14 protein-coding genes and 1 other annotated feature are annotated in these 19,315 nt (G+C 44.4%); of the genes, 11 read left to right on the top strand and 3 right to left on the bottom strand.

Features of this window, described 5'->3' with window-relative positions:
- Positions 1 to 74: 74 nt before the first annotated feature.
- The 3 genes from ruvB to tgt all read left to right on the top strand — a co-directional run bounded on the left by ruvB (position 75) and on the right by tgt (position 3,701).
- Positions 75 to 1,070: a Holliday junction branch migration DNA helicase RuvB gene (ruvB, locus tag A6K76_RS00425; protein ID WP_066461027.1), complete on the top strand. Its 996-nt coding sequence runs from the start codon at positions 75 to 77 to the stop codon at positions 1,068 to 1,070.
- A 27-nt stretch (positions 1,071 to 1,097) separates the two neighbouring features.
- Positions 1,098 to 2,135, top strand: a complete 1,038-nt coding sequence (gene queA, locus A6K76_RS00420; protein ID WP_066461025.1) for a tRNA preQ1(34) S-adenosylmethionine ribosyltransferase-isomerase QueA — start codon at positions 1,098 to 1,100, stop codon at positions 2,133 to 2,135.
- A gap of 420 nt (positions 2,136 to 2,555) precedes the next feature.
- A complete protein-coding gene (gene tgt / locus A6K76_RS00415; RefSeq protein WP_066461024.1) occupies positions 2,556 to 3,701 on the top strand; it encodes a tRNA guanosine(34) transglycosylase Tgt in 1,146 nt (381 codons plus the stop codon).
- 665 nt (positions 3,702 to 4,366) lie between these two features.
- On the opposite strand, the gene yajC is transcribed toward tgt, so the two are convergent.
- Positions 4,367 to 4,624 carry a preprotein translocase subunit YajC gene (gene yajC / locus A6K76_RS00410; RefSeq protein WP_066461023.1) on the bottom strand — a complete coding sequence of 86 codons (258 nt, stop codon included), beginning with the start codon at positions 4,622 to 4,624 and terminating at the stop codon, positions 4,367 to 4,369.
- Between the two features lie 475 nt (positions 4,625 to 5,099).
- Here yajC and secDF point away from each other — a divergent pair, with 475 nt between their 5' ends.
- From secDF to A6K76_RS00375, 7 genes are all read left to right on the top strand, one after another.
- Complete coding sequence (secDF, locus tag A6K76_RS00405; protein ID WP_066461021.1) at positions 5,100 to 7,364, top strand: protein translocase subunit SecDF; 2,265 nt, start codon at positions 5,100 to 5,102, stop codon at positions 7,362 to 7,364.
- A gap of 90 nt (positions 7,365 to 7,454) precedes the next feature.
- Positions 7,455 to 7,784, top strand: a complete 330-nt coding sequence (locus A6K76_RS00400; protein WP_066461019.1) for a LapA family protein — start codon at positions 7,455 to 7,457, stop codon at positions 7,782 to 7,784.
- Between the two features lie 94 nt (positions 7,785 to 7,878).
- Positions 7,879 to 10,197 carry a single-stranded-DNA-specific exonuclease RecJ gene (gene recJ, locus A6K76_RS00395; protein WP_066461015.1) on the top strand — a complete coding sequence of 773 codons (2,319 nt, stop codon included), beginning with the start codon at positions 7,879 to 7,881 and terminating at the stop codon, positions 10,195 to 10,197.
- A gap of 59 nt (positions 10,198 to 10,256) precedes the next feature.
- Entirely contained in the window at positions 10,257 to 10,769 is a 513-nt protein-coding gene (locus tag A6K76_RS00390) for an adenine phosphoribosyltransferase (RefSeq protein WP_066461012.1), read from the top strand.
- Between the two features lie 402 nt (positions 10,770 to 11,171).
- Positions 11,172 to 13,367, top strand: a complete 2,196-nt coding sequence (locus tag A6K76_RS00385) for a RelA/SpoT family protein (protein WP_066461011.1) — start codon at positions 11,172 to 11,174, stop codon at positions 13,365 to 13,367.
- Between the two features lie 16 nt (positions 13,368 to 13,383).
- On the top strand, positions 13,384 to 13,833 hold the full coding sequence (gene dtd, locus A6K76_RS00380) for a D-aminoacyl-tRNA deacylase (RefSeq protein ID WP_066461009.1): 450 nt from the start codon (positions 13,384 to 13,386) through the stop codon (positions 13,831 to 13,833).
- Between the two features lie 308 nt (positions 13,834 to 14,141).
- On the top strand, positions 14,142 to 15,623 hold the full coding sequence (locus A6K76_RS00375) for a methyl-accepting chemotaxis protein (RefSeq protein WP_066461007.1): 1,482 nt from the start codon (positions 14,142 to 14,144) through the stop codon (positions 15,621 to 15,623).
- A 79-nt stretch (positions 15,624 to 15,702) separates the two neighbouring features.
- Here A6K76_RS00375 and A6K76_RS00370 read toward each other — a convergent pair whose 3' ends face one another.
- A complete protein-coding gene (locus tag A6K76_RS00370; RefSeq protein ID WP_083995152.1) occupies positions 15,703 to 16,806 on the bottom strand; it encodes an N-acetylmuramoyl-L-alanine amidase family protein in 1,104 nt (367 codons plus the stop codon).
- Positions 16,807 to 16,833: 27 nt separating this feature from the next.
- Positions 16,834 to 17,217, bottom strand: coding sequence for an SH3 domain-containing protein (locus A6K76_RS16380; protein ID WP_083995151.1), 384 nt, complete (start codon positions 17,215 to 17,217; stop codon positions 16,834 to 16,836).
- Positions 17,218 to 17,377: 160 nt separating this feature from the next.
- Positions 17,378 to 17,625 (top strand) — a binding site (T-box leader).
- Positions 17,626 to 17,885: 260 nt separating this feature from the next.
- On the opposite strand from A6K76_RS16380, the gene hisS reads away from it, so the two are divergent.
- Positions 17,886 to 19,193 (top strand): histidine--tRNA ligase, encoded by a 1,308-nt coding sequence (gene hisS / locus A6K76_RS00365; protein ID WP_066461005.1) that lies wholly within the window; start codon positions 17,886 to 17,888, stop codon positions 19,191 to 19,193.
- Positions 19,194 to 19,315: the final 122 nt, after the last annotated feature.

The raw sequence follows: 19,315 nt of genomic DNA, 5'->3' as shown, positions 1-19,315 counted from the left end.
AGGAGTCTCGCCGCGTCGCTGCCAGCTATGCCTATTGTGACTAGAATGAAGTATAAAGGTAGGAGGATTTGCGAATGTCAGATCGAACAGTGTCGAGCGAGGTATCGAGCTTTGATGAGCAATTTGAGCTGTCGTTACGTCCACAGCGTTTAGCGCAGTACATCGGGCAGCATAAAGTAAAGGACAACTTGCGCATTTTTATCGACGCGGCAAAAATGCGTGAGGAAAGCTTAGACCATGTGCTACTATACGGTCCACCAGGGCTAGGGAAGACGACGCTTGCATACGTCATCGCAAACGAAATGAACGTCGGCGTGCGTATGACGAGTGGACCAGCCATTGAGCGTCCGGGTGACTTAGCGGCCATTTTAAGTGCACTCGAGCCAGGAGACGTGTTGTTTATTGATGAAATTCACCGTTTGCCACGCGCGATTGAAGAAGTGCTCTATTCAGCGATGGAAGATTTTTGTTTAGACATCGTCGTCGGCAAAGGTCCAGAGGCGCGAACAGTGCGACTTGATTTGCCACCGTTTACGCTTGTCGGTGCGACGACGCGAGCAGGTGCGTTATCGGCGCCGCTACGTGATCGTTTCGGTGTGCTGCTACGTCTTGAATATTACGATGATGAGAGCTTAGCAGAAATTGTGAGCCGCAGTGCGACATTATTTGACGTCACAATTGATGCGGAGGCAGCAGGTGAGCTTGCGCGCCGCTCTCGTGGTACACCGCGTATTGCAAATCGTTTATTAAAGCGCGTGCGTGATTATGCACAAGTGTTAAGTGATGGGGCCATTACACATGCGCTGGCGAATCAAGCACTCGAGCTATTGCAAGTCGATCCACTTGGCTTAGACCATATTGACCATAAATTAATGCAATGCTTAATCGAGCGCTTTAATGGAGGTCCTGCTGGTGTCGATACGCTCGCAGCATCAATCGGTGAGGAATCGATGACGATTGAGGACGTATATGAGCCGTATTTAATGCAAATTGGCTTTTTACAGCGCACACCACGCGGACGCATGGCGACGCATTTAGCATATGACCATTTTGGCTACGAACAGCCGTAATCATAATATAGAAGGAAGTTTTGAAGCATGAAAGTAGAAGATTTTGATTTTCACTTACCAGAGGAGCTTATTGCGCAAACGCCATTACTTGATCGTACTGCGAGCCGCTTAATGGTCGTGGACAAAACGACAAACAGCGTAGCACACGAACAGTTCCCGCACATTTTAGAGGAATTACAGCAAGGTGACTGTCTCGTGTTAAACGACACGCGCGTATTACCAGCACGTTTAATGGGCACGAAACAGCCAACTGGTGCGAACATTGAGTTATTACTATTAAAACAAAACGAACAAGACGTGTGGGAAACGCTTGCGAAGCCGGCAAAGCGCGTGAAAATCGGCACAGTCGTATCGTTTGGTGACGGCTTATTACAAGCAGAGTGCATCGGCGAGCTTGACCACGGCGGACGCATTTTTAAATTTATGTATGACGGCATTTTTTATGAAATTTTAGATCAATTAGGTGAAATGCCGCTACCACCGTACATTCGTGAAAAGCTAGACGACCAAGACCGTTATCAAACGGTATTTGCTAAAGAACGCGGTTCAGCAGCAGCGCCAACTGCAGGGCTACACTTCACAGAAGAAATTTTAGATGCCGTGCGCGCAAAAGGTGTGAGCATCGCATTCGTGACGCTTCACGTTGGGCTTGGCACATTCCGCCCAGTAAGCGTTGAAGATATCGATAGCCACGACATGCACTCGGAATTTTATTCGGTGAGCGAGGAAACGGCAAACATCATTAACGAAACGAAAGCACGTGGCGGCAAAGTCATTTCAGTAGGTACGACGTCAACGCGCACGCTTGAAACAGTCGCAAGCCGTCACGACGGAAAAATCGTTGCTGAGCAAGGTTGGACAGCGATTTTCATTTACCCAGGCTACGAGTGGAAATGTGTCGACGGCTTACTAACGAACTTCCATTTACCGAAGTCAACGCTTGTGATGCTCGTATCGTCACTTGCAAACCGCGAGCTTATTTTAGATGCGTACGCACAAGCAGTTGAAGAAAAATACCGATTCTTTAGCTTCGGGGATGCAATGTTTATTCGACCTGTGCGATAATAGAGCTTTATTGCTATCATAATCGTTGGCTAATGAAGCAAAAAGGTCTCTTCACGTCGAGGCAGGCTTTCCGCGGGCGTGGCTTGAGCCTCCTCACCGCGAGCGGTTGCGGGGTCTCAAGTCTCACGCTTTTCCCGCTGGAGTCCGCCTCTTGTTTCGAGCCCTTTCTTTATGCGCTTAACTATATGTTTTACACATCCTTTATATAGGTGATGCGTAAATGATAAACTTGTGCAATCGATATGAATGTAAGAGGGAATTGGCTAAACGCGCAGCGAGCCCCAAGAACGCGAGCTGGCGCGAAAAGCCAATTCTAAAATTAATCAGGTGTCGCTAGCCGCTTCGGCAAAACAGCGAGCGCTAGAGCATCTATAACAAAACGAAGTACTGTTTTTACTTTAGTTTTAGGAGAGAATTTCAATGACACAACTACCAATTCGTTATGAATTAATTAAAACATGCGCACAAACAGGAGCGCGTCTTGGCATCGTCCATACACCACACGGCTCGTTCGAAACGCCGACATTTATGCCGGTTGGAACACAAGCAACGGTTAAGGCGATGAGCCCGGAAGAATTAAAGGAAATGAACGCAGGCATCATTTTATCAAACACGTACCACTTATGGTTACGCCCTGGTAACGACATCGTGAAGGAAGCGGGCGGACTGCATAAGTTTATGAACTGGGATCGTCCAATTTTAACGGACTCAGGCGGCTTCCAAGTGTTCTCACTATCGAAGTTCCGCAAAATCGAAGAAGAAGGCGTACATTTCCGTAACCATTTAAACGGCGATAAACTATTCCTTTCTCCAGAAAAAGCGATGGAAATCCAAAACGATTTAGGCTCTGACATTATGATGGCGTTTGATGAATGTCCACCATTCCCTGCAACGTACGAATATATGGAAGCATCCGTTGACCGTACGACGCGCTGGGCAAAACGTTGTAAAGAAGCGCATAAACGTCCAGACGAGCAAGGATTATTCGGCATCATTCAAGGTGGCGAGTTCGAGGAGCTACGTCGCAAGTCTGCAGAGGCGTTAGTCGAGCTTGATTTCCCAGGATATGCAATCGGCGGTTTATCAGTAGGTGAGCCAAAAGATATTATGAACAAAGTGTTAGACTTTACAGCACCGCTTATGCCAGCTGACAAGCCTCGCTACTTAATGGGTGTCGGTTCACCAGACTCACTCATTGACGGTGCAATTCGCGGCATTGATATGTTTGACTGCGTATTGCCAACACGTATTGCACGTAACGGTACGCTGATGACTTCAGAAGGACGCATGGTTATTAAAAATGCGAAGTTTGCACGCGACTTCCGCCCAATCGATGAAAACTGCGATTGCTACACATGTAAAAACTACTCTCGTGCGTACGTGCGTCATTTAATGCGTACGGAGGAGACGTTCGGCTTACGCTTAACGAGCTTCCATAACTTACGCTTCTTAATTAACTTAATGGAGCAAGTGCGTCAAGCGATTCGTGAAGACCGCTTAGGCGATTTCAAGGAAGAGTTCTTTGAGAAGTACGGCTATAACGTGCCAAACCCGAAAAACTTCTAATCAATGAATACGAGGCTGTGCGACATTGTTCGCGCAGTCTTTTTTGTTGTACGGGTTATATAAAAAGTCAAGCGTGTTGATTAGCGATTCAATTGGCATTTCGCGTATTGCGGCTCGCTTTGTCTCTGCGATTACTCGAGACAGAAAAACATGTGCTCCTGCGGTTACTCGTCGCAGATAAATTCCTGGGGCTCGGCGGCGAACACGATGTTGGTCATGAAGGCGATGCCACATGGACGTGGCGCTAATCGCCTTCCTCAAGCCTCCGCACCGCTCCTGCGTCGCGGCTTACGGGGTCTTGAGACACGAGTTGTTCCCTAAGGAGTCTCGCCGCACGCTCCATGCCACTACAATGCTGCATTCATGTCAGTTTTGCTGCTGAAAACAACCAATTCAGCTGTATAAAAGTGGCTAATCAACAGACCTGATAAAAAGTGATTAAAATGTATAATGCGAACGAGGCTCGGAACAAGAGGCGGACTCTAGCGGGAAAAGCGTGAGCGCGACACGAAAGGCTCGAGCCACGCCCGCGGAAAGCCTGCCTCGATGTGGAGAGCCGACTAACAAAATACTAAAATACATTCCCAACCGCCAATAGATTATAAAAAAGAGATGAAACTAAAAAACGTTCAACCCATTGACGGATTGAACGTTTTTTTTATTAATTATTTATCCACACGGCCGATTGCACCTTTTTCGAAGCGTACGTTCACACCGTCTGCAATGTTTAAAATAACTGTTGTATCATCTACAGCCTCAATTGTTGCATGTAGACCACCAACTGTTACAACACGATCACCACGTTGTAACGCATTTTGCATTTCAAGCGTTTGCTTTTGACGCTTTTGTGCTGGTCGAATTAAGATGAACCACATTGCGATAAACATAATAATAATCGGTAATAAGCTGATTAATGTTTCCATAGTCGATAAATCCCCCTTTCCAAAAACTCACCTCTTTAGTATAAGCGATATTCGCCAAAAATAGCTCATTTTTACACATGATTTTTTGAAAAAATTGAAGAAAATCGCTAATTTGTGCGTCAATGTAGCGAACGAAAACGACAATTTAGCTATTTTATATGAAAGGGAGGGATGTTTTGCATGTTTTATGTGAAAAAACGTACAATGAAATGAAAGAAAAGGTCGCCTTTATACGTGAGAAAAAAGTGTAATATTTCTTCACGAAACTGTAATAGTATCGTTGTTTGACACAAACGATAACGTGTTTCATAATAAGCTTATTGCGCTTTTTCGCTAATAGTTAAAATTGTTAGCGAGTGTAAGGATATCAAATTTGATAGACCTTTCGTATATGAATCAGTAGTTATGGAGTCAGACAAATACGTTCATCTCGTCATCATAACTGTTGTTTCGTATAAATTGAGGAGGATTTTACATGAAATTAAGAAGCCGTATTATTGCGTTCATTTTGATCGTAGCGGTGCTTGCAGGGTCAATGAGTACGACGATTCAAGGAATTCTTGATGACATCAAGCTCGGACTTGACTTGCAAGGTGGCTTTGAAGTGCTGTATGAGGTGCGCACATTAGATGGGGAAATGCCATCAGGTGATACGCTCGCCGATACGACAACCGCTTTAGGCAATCGTATTAACGCAATCGGGGTAAGTGAACCGAGCATTCAAGTAGAAGGAGACGACCGCATTCGTGTGCAGCTCGCTGGTGTAGAAGACCAAAACTCTGCGCGTGAAATTTTATCGAGCACAGCGAACTTAACGATTCGTAACGTAAACGATGAAGTGCTACTTGACGGTTCAGATTTAAAAGAAGGTGGCGCGGCTGCATCATTTGATGAGCAAAACCGCCCAATCGTTACATTAACGTTAAAGGATGCCGATAAGTTTGGTGCAATTACAGAGCAGCTTGCAACTAAGCCTGCTGGTGAGAACTTACTTGTCATTTGGCTAGACTTTGAAGAAGGTGTCGATTCATACGTTGCAGAAATGATCAAACCGGATCCGAAATTCATTTCAGCCGCATCTGTAACTCAAAAACTTCAAACGACAGACGTTATGATTTCAGGATCATTCACAGTTGAAGAAACGAAGCAAATTGCCGGCGTATTAGATGCAGGGGCATTACCTGTATCATTGACAGAAATTTACTCAACGTCGGTTGGGGCACAGTTCGGTGAGCAAGCGTTAGAAGATACAATATTTGCCGGAATTGTCGGCGTGCTTGCAATCTTCGTGTTTATGCTGCTGTACTACCGTTTACCAGGCTTTGTTGCGGTCATTACGTTAACGGTATTTACGTATTTAGTATTATTAGTGTTTGACTGGATTAACGCAGTACTGACGTTACCAGGTATTGCCGCAGTCGTACTCGGTATCGGGATGGCTGTCGATGCGAACATTTTAACCGCAGAGCGTGTGCGTGAGGAATTGCGTGCAGGGCGCAACATTAAACAAGCGTACCAGCTCGGTGCAAAGCAATCATTAACAGCGATTGTCGATGCACAGTTGACGACGTTACTTGCAGCCGGCGTATTATTTTACTTCGGTCAAAGCTCAGTAAAAGGGTTTGCGACGACGTTAATTATTTCGATTTTATTAAGCTTTGTTACTGCTGTATGGGGTTCTCGTATTTTACTCGGCTTACTTGTAAAAAGTGGTTACTTCGACAATTCAGCATGGTACGGCATTTCAAAATCGAAGCAAGCAGCACCAGAAGATGAAGTGGATACGCTTGATTTAACGACGAAATTCGACAAAATTGATTTCGTTGGCAACCGTAAAAAGTTTTACACGTTATCGACGATCATTTTAATTACCGGTGCGATTGTTATCGGGATTTTCAAGCTAAATTTAGGCATTGATTTCTCAAGTGGTACGCGTGTTGAAATTTTATCAGCAGAGCAAGTAACGAAGGAAGAAATCGTGCAATATTTAGATGAAATTGGTCACCCATCAGACGATGTTGTCATTTCAGGTGACGACAAAAAAATGGCGGTTGTGCGCTTTAAAGAGGACTTCTCTCAAGCGGATACACTCGCATTTAAAGCACAAGTTGCAGAAGATTACGGCGCAGAGCCAAGCGTTAGCAACGTATCGCCTACAGTCGGTCGTGAGCTTGTAAAAAATGCGATTATGTCATTATCAATTGCCGCAATTGGTATCATCATTTACGTAGCGGTTCGCTTTGAATGGCGCATGGGTCTTGGGGCAATCGTTTCATTACTGCATGACGTATTCTTTATCGTCGTAGCGTTCTCGATGTTCCGTTTAGAGGTCGATTTAACGTTCGTTGCCGCGGTATTGACAATTGTCGGGTACTCGATTAATGATACGATCGTCACGTTTGACCGTATTCGTGAAAACGTAGACCGCGTCGGTGAAATTAAGACGAAGGAAGAGTTAGCGCTCGTCGTCAATAAATCGCTTCGTCAAACGATGGGACGTTCAATTAATACTGTGTTAACAGTAATTGTCGTTGTTGTTGCACTTATTATGTTCGGTGCACCATCGATTCAAAACTTCTCGATCGCATTACTCATTGGTTTAGTAACAGGTATGTACTCATCAATTTGTATTGCAGCTCAAATTTGGTACACGTTAAAAGTGCGCGAAATGAATAAAAAGGGCGGTTCGGTGAAGAAGAAAGAAAAACGCGAATGGGGTTCAGACGAGCCAGTCGTGTAAGTTACAGCAGCAGAGGGGATTTTCCTTCTGCTGTTTTTTTACGTTTATGACACGTTCGCACGTGGGAATATATAACGAGAGGTGAGGCGAATGAAAGTACAATGGGCGTTAATTTTAGGGCTTCTTTTTGCGATCGTCATTGCGGCGTTTGCGACTGTTAACATTGAGGACGTGCCGGTCGATTACATTTTCGGTCAAGCAGATTGGCCGCTCATTTTAGTTATTTTAGGTTCGGCGTTGTTCGGGGCAATTGCGAGTGCTGCTTTTTCGCTCGTGCGCATTTTTTCATTGCAGCGAGAAAATAAGCAGCTTCGTAAACAGATCGAGCAGCTGGAGCTTGAGTACAAAAAGCGCACGGAAGAGTATAGCACGCTTGAAAAACGCGTCATGAGTAATGAGCCGACGTTGTTTGAAAAATGATGCGTTAAACGGCGAACGAGTATGTGTTGCTCGTTCGTCTTTTTGTGCGTGTAAACGGAAGAACAAGTATAATAAAGCATGAGGAAGTGAGAAAATGATTCAATCAAAAAAACAATGGAAAATTAACACACTCGATGAAGCGGTTGTCGCTACGCTTCAAAACGGGCTCGGATTATCGACAATGGCGGCAAAAATTTTAGCAGCACGCGGCTTTACGACTGTAGAAGCGGCGAAAGAGTGGCTGCATATGGACGACAGCGCAATGCACGATCCATTTTTATTACACGGTATGGACGACGCTGTATTTCGAATTGAGCAGGCGTTAGAAGAAGGCGAGAAAATACTCGTCTATACCGATTACGACGCGGACGGTGTAACGAGTGCGAGCGTGATGTTAAGCGTGCTATACGATTTAGGGGCAGACGTCATCTTTAAAATTCCAAACCGCTTTAAGCACGGCTACGGTCCACATATCGATTTGTTTCAAGAAGCATACGATGAAGGGGTGCGCTTAATTATTACAGTCGATAACGGCATTTCAGCGGTCGATCAAGTGCGCTTTGCGAAAGATTTAGGGATGGACATTATTATTACCGACCACCATGAGCCAGGTGACGTACTGCCAGAAGCGGACGTTATTTTACATCCACGCGTACCAGCAAATAGCTATCCGTTTGGCGAGCTTGCAGGTGTCGGTGTCGCGTTTAAGCTTGCGCACGCACTATACGGTGAAGTGCCAGCGCATTTATTTGAATACGTAGCAGTTGGCACAGTGGCGGATTTAGTGCCGCTTGAAGGGGAGAATCGCTATTTCGTGAAGCGTGGATTAGAGGCGCTGCGCATATCGCATAAGCCGTGGGTCGCTGCGCTTTGTGACGTATCGAGCCAGGAAAAATCGCAAATTGATGAAGATACGATTGGCTTTTTATTCGGTCCGCGCATTAATGCGGTCGGTCGTTTAGGAGAGGCGCGTCCAGCTGTTGAGCTATTGATGAGCGACGATGCTGCGCAGGCGGCAATGCTTGCGAAAAAGCTAAACGATGCAAACGTCGAGCGTAAAGATTTAGTACAAACGATTACCGAAGAAGCGGTGGCGATGATTGAAGGCGACGAGGCGCTACGAAATAGCTTAGTGCTCGTCGTCGCTGCCCCGAACTGGAACCCAGGTGTTGTCGGCATCGTTGCATCACGTTTAGTCGAGGAATATTATAAACCGACGATTGTGCTATGTATCGACGAGGAAAAAGGAACAGCAAAAGGCTCGGCGCGCAGCATTGAAGGGTATCATTTATACAATGAGCTTGCGAAAAATCGCGATATTGTGCCGCATTTTGGTGGACATCCGATGGCAGCAGGAATGACGCTGCCAAAAGAAAACGTCGAGGAGCTGCGCCGTCGTTTGCATATGCAGGCGGTCGACTGCTTAACCGATGAGCAGCTACAGCAAAAACTGCGCGTTGACATTCCGCTAACATTGGAAGAAATTACGGTGGAAGCGATTGAGGACATCGCAAAGCTCGGACCGTTTGGCATGCATTTTGCGAAGCCAATTTATGCGCTTGAAAACATGCAAATTGCGTCGATGAAAAAAATCGGTGCGACGCAAAATCATTTAAAGCTTGAAATTACAGACGGCGTACAGTCGATCGAGGCAGTAAGCTTTAACAACGGGCATTTAGCGGACGAGCTAACGCAAGGTGTCAGCGTTTCGTTCGTTGGCGACGTGTCGATCAACGAATGGCAAGGGCGCAAAAAGCCGCAGTTTAAAGTGGAAGATGTACAAACGACAGAGTGGCAGCTGTTTGACATTCGCGGCATTCGTCAGCCGTCGCGTTGGCTGCAGCAAGTGCCAGTAGCGGACGTGCAGTTCGTCGCCTTTTCAGAAGAAACGGTACGTTATTATGCATCGATTGTTGAGCAACCTATTTACGTTGTTGCAGAGCAATATGATAATATTTTGACAAACGGCTACATCGTCCTTTTAGACTTGCCACAAAATGTTCAAATATTGCAGGCGCTATTATCGACGAAAAAACCGTCGCGTATTTACGCTCACTTTTTCGTACAAGACTCACAATATTTTAATGGAATGCCGTCGCGAGAGCAGTTTGCATGGTTTTTCAAGCTGTTAAAGCAAAACCCGCAGCTTAACTGGCGTGAGCATTTCCCGAAAATTTCAACGCAATTTGGCGTGCCACAAGAAATATTAAAGTTTATGACAAAGGTGTTTTTTGAGCTGAAATTTGTTAGAATAGACAAAGGTCTGATCTCTGTAGAGCCAACGACGCAAAAGTCGGCGCTTACAGATGCACCAGCGTACAAAGAGCGTCAAGCACGTATGGAATTAGAGCAGCTATTGCTATATGCTCCGTATGCCGAATTAAAAGATTGGCTAACGGCTACAATGCAGTAGAAAATATGTAAACAAAATGGATGCATATGCATTCTCACCGTTCTTGAGGAGGAACAACAATGGATTTAAAGCAATACGTAACAACTGTCGAAAACTGGCCGAAAGAGGGCATTAGCTTCAAAGATATTACAACAATTATGGATAACGGCCCAGCGTACAAATATGCAACAGACGAAATTGTCGCATACGCAAAAGAGCGCGGCGCAGAAATTATCGTTGGTCCAGAGGCGCGCGGCTTTATTATCGGCTGCCCAGTTGCTTACGCATTAGAAATTGGTTTCGCACCAGTGCGTAAACCAGGGAAATTACCACGTGAAGTCATTTCAGCGGATTACGGCTTAGAATACGGCACAGATACGTTAACGATGCATAAAGATGCGATCAAGCCAGGTCAAAAAGTGTTAATTTGTGACGACTTATTAGCAACAGGCGGCACAGTAGAAGCAACGGTACGTTTAATCGAGCAGCTAGGTGGCGAAGTAGTCGGCGCTGCATTCATCATCGAGCTTGTTGATTTAAACGGTCGCGATAAAATTAAAAACGTTGATATTAAAACGTTAATTCAATATTAGTAGTACAGAAGACTGTTCGAGAAATTATCGGGCGGTCTTTTTGTTTGTCTATTGTTCGTCACTGTGAGGCAAGTTTTCCGCGCTATGCGGCTCGCGTTCTTGGAGCGTGGCTTGAGTCTACTCGTCGTTCGTGCCTCACGACTGTGGGATCTCGAGGCTCGCGCTTTTCCCGCTGGAGTCCACCTCATGCGTCAACCATAGCTTACGGTGATGAACTAAAAAATACACACATTCACAATGTTTTCATTAAACATAAGGCATTTGTACTGCTGAGTATGCTACAATGAACAATAACTCGAAAATTAGAATGATTATAAAGTGACACGTTTGCAAAGCGCAATTCTTTTTTTATAATAATATATACAATGATTCGAAATATATGATGAACAAGGTGGGCAACGTATGGCAAAAGAGCACATTATGACCCCTGAAGAAGTTTTTGGCATGGTCGAAACGTACATGAACGAAAAGAACGTCGCATTCGTAAAACGAGCATATGACGTCGCACGTGAAGCACATATCGAGCAGTTCCGAAGCTCCGGGGAACCTTATATTATTCACCCAGTCCAAGTGGCGGGTATTTTAGCGGAATTACAAATGGATCCTGAAACGGTGGCGGCTGGTTTTTTACACGATGTTGTAGAAGATACGGACGTAACGCGTGAGGACATTGTCGAACAATTTAATGAAGATGTTGCGCTGCTTGTAGACGGCGTAACGAAGCTAGAAAAAATTAAATATATGTCAAAAGAGGCACAGCAAGCTGAAAACCATCGTAAAATGGTCGTTGCGATGGCGCAGGATATTCGCGTCATTTTAATTAAGCTTGCAGACCGCCTACACAACATGCGTACATTAAAGCATTTGCCAACAGAAAAACAGCGACGTATCTCAAAGGAAACGATTGAAATTTTCGCACCACTTGCACACCGTTTAGGAATTTCTAAAGTGAAGTGGGAGCTTGAGGATACCGCACTGCGTTATTTAGATCCGCAGCAATATTACCGCGTCGTGAGCTTGATGAAGAAAAAACGTGCTGAGCGTGAAGCGTATTTAGATAATATTGTAGATGAAGTAACATCACAGCTGCATGAAGTTGAAATCGAAGCGGACATTTACGGTCGTCCGAAGCATATTTATAGCGTATATCGCAAAATGCATTTACAAGATAAGCAGTTTAACGAAATTTACGATTTACTTGCGGTGCGCGTATTAGTCGATAGCATTAAAGACTGTTACGCCGTGCTAGGCATTATCCATACGCTTTGGAAGCCGATGCCAGGACGATTTAAAGATTACATCGCGATGCCGAAGCAGAACTTATATCAATCGCTTCATACGACAGTAATTGGTCCATATGGTGATCCGCTTGAAGTGCAAATTCGTACGAAGGAAATGCATAAGTTTGCAGAGTACGGGGTTGCAGCACATTGGGCATATAAAGAAGGTCGCAGCGTCGATACGCACCGAGAAACAATTGACCAAAAGCTAACGTGGTTCCGTGAAATTTTAGAATTCCAGCAAGATTCAACAAACGCTAAGGAGTTTATGGAATCGCTGAAATTCGATTTATTTTCCGATATGGTATACGTATTTACGCCAAAAGGTGACGTGATCGAGCTACCAGCTGGCTCCGTACCGATTGACTTTGCGTACCGCGTACATTCTGAAATCGGTAATCGCACAATTGGCGCAAAAGTAAACGGTAAAATGGTGCCACTTGATACAGAGCTGCATACAGGGGACATTTTAGAAATTTTAACGTCGAAGCAGTCGTTTGGACCGAGCCGGGACTGGTTAAAAATTGCGCAGTCGTCACAGGCGAAAAATAAAATTAAAGCATTCTTTAAGCGCCATTTACGCGATGAAAATATCGAAAAAGGTAAAGAGATGGTACAGCAGGAGCTAAAATCTCAAGAATGGAATGCAAAGGAAATTTTCACAAGCGAAAACATGAAGCGTGTATATGAGAAGTTCAATTATACGAACGAGGACGATTTATATGCAGCAGTTGGCGTTGGTGGTATTACGGCACAGCAAGTTATTAACCGTTTAGCTGAAAAGCAGCGAAAAGAGCGCGAGCAAGAAGAGGCGCTTGAAAAGATTCAAAAAGAAATGAAAAACCCGCAGCAGCAAAAGCGTACCGAAACAGGTGTCGTTGTGCCGGGCATTGAAAACTTACTCATTCGTTTATCACGTTGCTGTACACCGGTGCCGGGTGATGAAATTGTCGGTTTCATTACGAAAGGGCGCGGCGTTTCTGTTCACCGTGACGACTGTCCGAATGTGCATGTAGAAGGTGACGAGGAGCGTATTATTGATGTGCAGTGGGAGTCGAACTTAGCGCCAAATCGCAAAGAGTACCCTGTCGATATCGAAATTTCGGCGTTTGATCGCCCGGGTATTTTAAACGAAGTGATGCAATGTGTGAGCGAGACGAAAACGAACATCAATGCGGTAAATGGACGCTCAGACCGTGAAAAAATGGCGACGATTCATTTAACGATTGGCATTTCAAACATTACGCATTTACACAAAGTTGTAGAGCGCATTAAACAGCTGCCAGACATTTATTCCGTGCAGCGCGTCATTAATTAAAAGGTAGGGTTTTTACATGAAAGTCGTATTACAAAGAAGTCGCGAAGCATCTGTTACAGTAGATGGACAGGTGACTGGCGCAATTGATAAAGGATATGTGCTGCTTGTCGGCATTACAGCGGAAGATACAGCAGACGATATTGCATACGCAGCACGAAAAATTGCAGAAATGCGCTTGTTCGAAGATGCAGAGGGCAAAATGAATTTAAGCATTCACGATGTTGGGGGTGCGATTTTATCGGTATCGCAATTTACATTATATGCGGAAACGAAAAAAGGTCGTCGCCCAAGCTTTACGAAGGCGGCGCACCCAAGTATCGCCAAGCCAATGTGGGAGACGTTTAATGACGTATTGCGCAATGAGTACGGGCTTGTCGTTGAAACTGGTATTTTTGGTGCGATGATGGACGTGCAGCTCATTAACGATGGACCAGTAACGATCGTATTAGATACGCATAACCGTTAATCACTCATATGCGAGGAAAACGAAGAAGGGGCATGTACGCCACTTACACGTATTCCTCGCATTTTTTTGTGAAAATAAAGTTTGTAAAGTGTTGTCTTTTTGCCTATAAAATCCATTGTTTTTAAAGTTGTATATAAAATGTTAATAGTAAATGATACTATTTTTAGGCAGTTTGATGTATAATCAAATCAATTTCACGAAAAATTAGTCTTTTGTATTTTTAATTATGAGTACAAATGGTGATTCTTTTTTCTTATGTTTGCGTTATTTTTAAATGAAACAGTGTTTGTATGAGGAGAGATTAAACAATGGAGTTAAAAATTCAACATATAAAACGAGCGCATCAGTTAAATGTATTGATGATTTATGCAATCGTTGTGCTGTTTATTGCACCGTTAGTCATTGAGTTAGGAGTGGAGAAAGCGTTTACATTTATAGTGGCGGCAGTGCTTGTAATCATCGTTGCGACAATTAATTATTTCATGCGCTACAGCGATTTAATAAAAGCATTCATTTTCCCGTTTATTCCGTTGCTTGTCATGAGTGCGTTTTTCTTTTTAGATGGTTTCGCGTTAAACAAGCATTATGTACTCATCTTCACAATTGTAATGGCGGCGTTATATTTTCAAAAGAAATTACTCGCGGTGTATAGCGGTGTGTTAATCGCGACAATTTGTATAGTATATGCGCTCGTTCCAGAGGCATTTTTAGGTGGACCGAAACGGCTGGCGATGTTTTTAACGCTCGTTGCGATTTATATCGGTGTGATCATCGGCTTATATTTTGTAACGAGTTGGGGAAGTCGACTCATTGAAGAGGCGAACGAGCAAAAGCAAGCGTCTGAGCAGCTCGTACAACAGCTTGAGGCGACGATGCGTGAATTAGCAGACAGTGCAGACGTATTGCATAATGAAACGAAAATAGTAAATGAGCATATTCATACGTTGCAACAAGGTAGTGAAGAAGTTTTTGGCAACACGGCGCGCATTGCTCAGCAAATTGAAGAGGAATCAACAATGATGGCAGACATTCATATGATGATGCATCAATCCTCTGAAAAAATGGAGCATTCAAAGCGCATGACCGAAAATTTATCGGAACAATCGGTATCGATGGTAAATACGCTACAGCATACGTCAAACCACGTGCAGGAAGTGTCGAGCTATATGGATACGTTAAGCGATACGATGGTGACGACGACAACGACTGTTGATGCGTTAGCGGCGCGCTTAAATGAAGTAAATACATTGCTTCAAGGTATTCAAGCAATTGCGGACCAAACGAATTTACTCGCACTCAATGCTTCAATTGAATCGGCACGTGCTGGCGAATACGGTAAAGGGTTTGCGGTTGTCGCAGAGGAAGTACGCAAGCTTGCGGATGAAAGCTCAAAAATTACGCAGCACATTCATGACGTGACATACGTATTAAAAGAAGAAGCGCACATTGCCCAAATGCAGTCGCATGAAGGCAAGCGCGCTATTGAAAACGGGGAACGTCAATTGAGGGAAATCGTCTTACTCGTGCAGCAAGTTGTACAAAGTGCTCAGCACGCCAATACGGAGCTAAAAGCGAACGCTCAGTATTTAGGTGAAACGACGCTCGTCTTTAAGCAATCTGAGCAGCAGCTTGAAACACTCGTACAAATTTCATCGAGCAATGCACAAACGACGGAGGAAATTGTGCAAACGCTGGAAGGAGAAACGCAGTGGATAAAACAAATTGTTCAAGCGACGAACGAGTTAAGTGAATTAAGTAACTCATTGCGTGCGTTAAGTAAAGCTGTGTAATGATCGAGAAGGGGTGTTGCTGCAAACACCTCTTTTTTTGTTGTGTGAAAGCTCATATGTAGCTCGTCACGCGATGTTATTATTTAAAGTAGTTTAGTAAACCGATATATAATCCATAAGCAGCTTGCTCTTGGAATTGGCTCGAGCGCAAAATTTGCTCCTCGCTGCCATTTGATAAATAACCAAGCTCAACTAATACAGCGCTGCGTGTGTTTTCGCGTGTAATGTAGTAATCGCCGTATTGCGTGCCGCGGTTAGGTAGTGTAATTTGTTGCTTTAAGCCACCATTAATTGCGTCGGCTAAAGGCTTTTGAAAATCATTAGAATAATATGTCGTGAAGCCTCGTACAGAGCGATCTGCATGGGCATCATGGTGAATGCTCACAACTGCATCTGCTGCGTATTGATGTGAAATTGAAACGCGTGTCGGTAATGATAAGTATGTGTCCGAATCACGAGTTAACACGACGTTTGCGCCATTTGCACGCAGTTTAGAGGCAAGCTTGGATGCTACTTCTAAATTTAAATGCTTTTCTAACGTGTTGCGTGTGCCGACCGTACCGCCATCGTGTCCTCCGTGTCCTGCGTCAACGACAATCGTTAAGCCACTTAATGCGCCGCCTCGACTAGATGACGAAGCGTTTGCAGATTTTACGACTGTTGATGAGATAAATGCAGGCTGTCCGTTATACGTTACTTTATACCAGCCGTTTTCCTCGCCAGTTGTCTTTAACGTTTGTCCAGCATCAATGCGTGCTACGACAGCATGATTTGTTGACGGACCAGTACGTAAATTTGTGCCGTTGTAAATCGTTTGAACGCTTTTGCTGTCGGCTTTTTGAGCGGTTACATTGCTGCCTTCTGTTACATTGCCACCTTCAGAAAGCGCACCGTAAAAGCTGTATACCCAGCCTTTTTTGCCAGCTGCGTACTCAATTTGAATCCATAAATCTTGTTGTTTTAATACGTTAAATACTTGTCCTCGTTTAATCGTTGTCAGCTTGTTTGACTTTAACGACGAGCTTTCGCGCACGTTTAATAAATCGACTTGCACGGTAAATGTTAGCCCAGCAGCAGATGTTGCTGGTTTTTCAGCCGATGTTTTAAGCGAAACATATTCCTTAGCGATCCAGCCTTTTTTACCGTTGTAGTCAATTTGAAGCCAGCCGTATTTTTCTTGCAATACGACTGCTTGACCGCCAGCAGGTAATCAACCGAGTACACTAGAGGAAATGTCCGCGTCAGCTCGAATGTTTAAGTTATCAACTTGTGAGACAGCGATTTGCGTGCCGTTTTTCGTGCTCGACGTATCGCTGCTTTTGTTCGTGTTCGCAACGACGAGCCATGAAGCGACCCAACCTTTACGTCCACCAGTTGAAACTTGAATCCAGTCGCCTTGACGTTGCAATGAAGTTAATACTTCATCACGCGGTAAAGAAGCAATGACATCGTAGGAAAGACCAGGGCCGCTACGTAAATTTACTTCACTTACGCCTACGATTAAATCATCTGCTGCTTCTGTCGTTGAACTGCTAAACGGTGCAAGTATAGAAAGTAGAACAACAAGCGGAAGGAGTAAAAAAATCCTTTGCATGTCATACCTCCTTTTATGTGTAGACCATGTTTACGTTCCTTTAAAAGTATACCTTTAAATAGACGTAAATTTAAAGAGAAATCTATCATTTTTTCATTGTTTTAGCGAATTAAGTTGACAATGCACGGTCACATCATTAACATAAGGTGTAATTACTATAAAAGAGCCGATGACAGAGCGAGTAGTTTTTACACAAATGTGGTTATTAGAGAGAAAAGACGTGGCTGAAATCTTTTCCGAAGCATGTGAAAATGAATAACACTCAAGAGGCGTTTTTTCGAAAAGAGCAACACTTAGTAGGGGAAACCGGCAATCGACCGTTATTCGATAATTGAGGTGGGCATTCAGCAATTATGATGTCAACTAGGGTGGAACCGCGGAAGCACATATGTCGCTCTCGTCCCTAGCGTATTAGTACGCTAGAGACGGGAGCTTTTTTACGTTTTAGCGTATGAATGTGCTCCATTTATCATTGACAGATGCGGCTGACGAAGTGGAAGTTGCTTGAAGCGAGAGGCGGACTCCAGCGGGAAAAGCTCGTGCCTCAAGACCCCGCAACCGCTCGCGGTGAGGAGGCTTGAGCCGAGCCCGCGGAAAGCCTGCCTCGAAGTGAAAAGCAACGCGATATGCCGTCAATGCTATTCAATAAAATAAAGGAGATGAAAGCGATGAGCTTTAAAGTACCAAAAGGAACACAAGATATTTTACCAGGTCAGTCAGAAAAGTGGCAAAAGGTCGAGCAAGTTATTCGCGAGCTATGTAACGTTTACCGCTACAACGAAATTCGCACGCCGATGTTTGAATCAACAGAGCTTTTCCAGCGCGGCGTAGGTGACACAACCGACATCGTGCAAAAGGAAATGTACACGTTTGAAGATAAAGGTGGACGCTCATTAACGCTACGCCCAGAAGGAACAGCCGCAGCAGTGCGCGCATACGTTGAGCATAAAATGTTTGGCAATGCCGATCAACCTGTAAAGCTATATTACACAGGTCCAATGTTTCGCTATGAGCGTCAGCAAGCAGGTCGCTATCGCCAATTCGTACAGTTTGGCGTAGAAGCAATTGGTTCAAAAGACCCTGCCATTGATGCTGAAGTGATGGCGCTTGCGATGAACGTCTATACAGCACTTGGCTTAACGGAGCTAAAGCTAGTTATTAATTCATTAGGGGATAAAGAAACGCGTGAAGCACACCGCGCCGCACTTGTTGCACATTTTGAACCAGTGAAGGACGAGCTATGTGCAGATTGCCAAAGCCGCCTAGAAAAAAATCCACTGCGCGTACTCGATTGTAAAGTTGATGCAAAGCACCCAGCAATGGCATCTGCACCCGCATTAACGAACTATTTAACGGACGATTCAGCAGCGTACTTTGCCGATGTGAAAAAATATTTAGACATTTTAGGCATTCCGTACGAGGTCGATCCGAATTTAGTACGTGGCTTAGACTACTACAATCACACGGCGTTTGAAATTATGATTACAGGTGAAGGCTTCGGTTCGATTACGACGCTTTGTGGCGGTGGACGCTACAATGGCTTAGTAGAAGATATCGGGGGCCCAGAATCTCCTGGTATCGGTTTTGCGATGTCGATTGAGCGTTTACTTCTTGCGCTTGAAGTAAAAGGTATCGAAATCGCAACGGAAAATCAATTAGACATGTACGTTGTCGCAATGAATGAAGAAGCGAAGGCAAAAGCAGTCGAGCTTGTTGCACAGTTCCGCAAAGCAGGCATTACAGCTGAAATGGATTACTTAGACCGTAAAATGAAGGCGCAAATGAAGGCAGCAGACCGTCAAAACGCGCAGTTCGTCATCGTACTAGGTGAGTCAGAGTTAGAGGAGCAAGCAGTGAACGTGAAAACGATGGCGACAGGTGAGCAGCAAAAAACAGCGTTCGCTGACTTAGTGAGTTATGTGTTAGATAAGCGCAATGGATTGACAGATGATGAGATTTTTCTTAAAAACGTATAAATAATCATATCTGTTGGTTAGCCATTTATATACAGTGAAATTCATGATTTTTAGTCACCATGCTGAAATAAATGCTGTATATCAGTGGCAGCGAGCCGTAATACGCTCCTGCTAGTTCACTG

Source organism: Caryophanon latum, from assembly GCF_001700325.1.
GTDB classification, from domain to species: domain Bacteria; phylum Bacillota; class Bacilli; order Bacillales_A; family Planococcaceae; genus Caryophanon; species Caryophanon latum.
The sequence above is the reverse complement of the archived record's forward strand: the minus strand, read 5'-3'. Positions and strand labels throughout refer to the sequence as shown.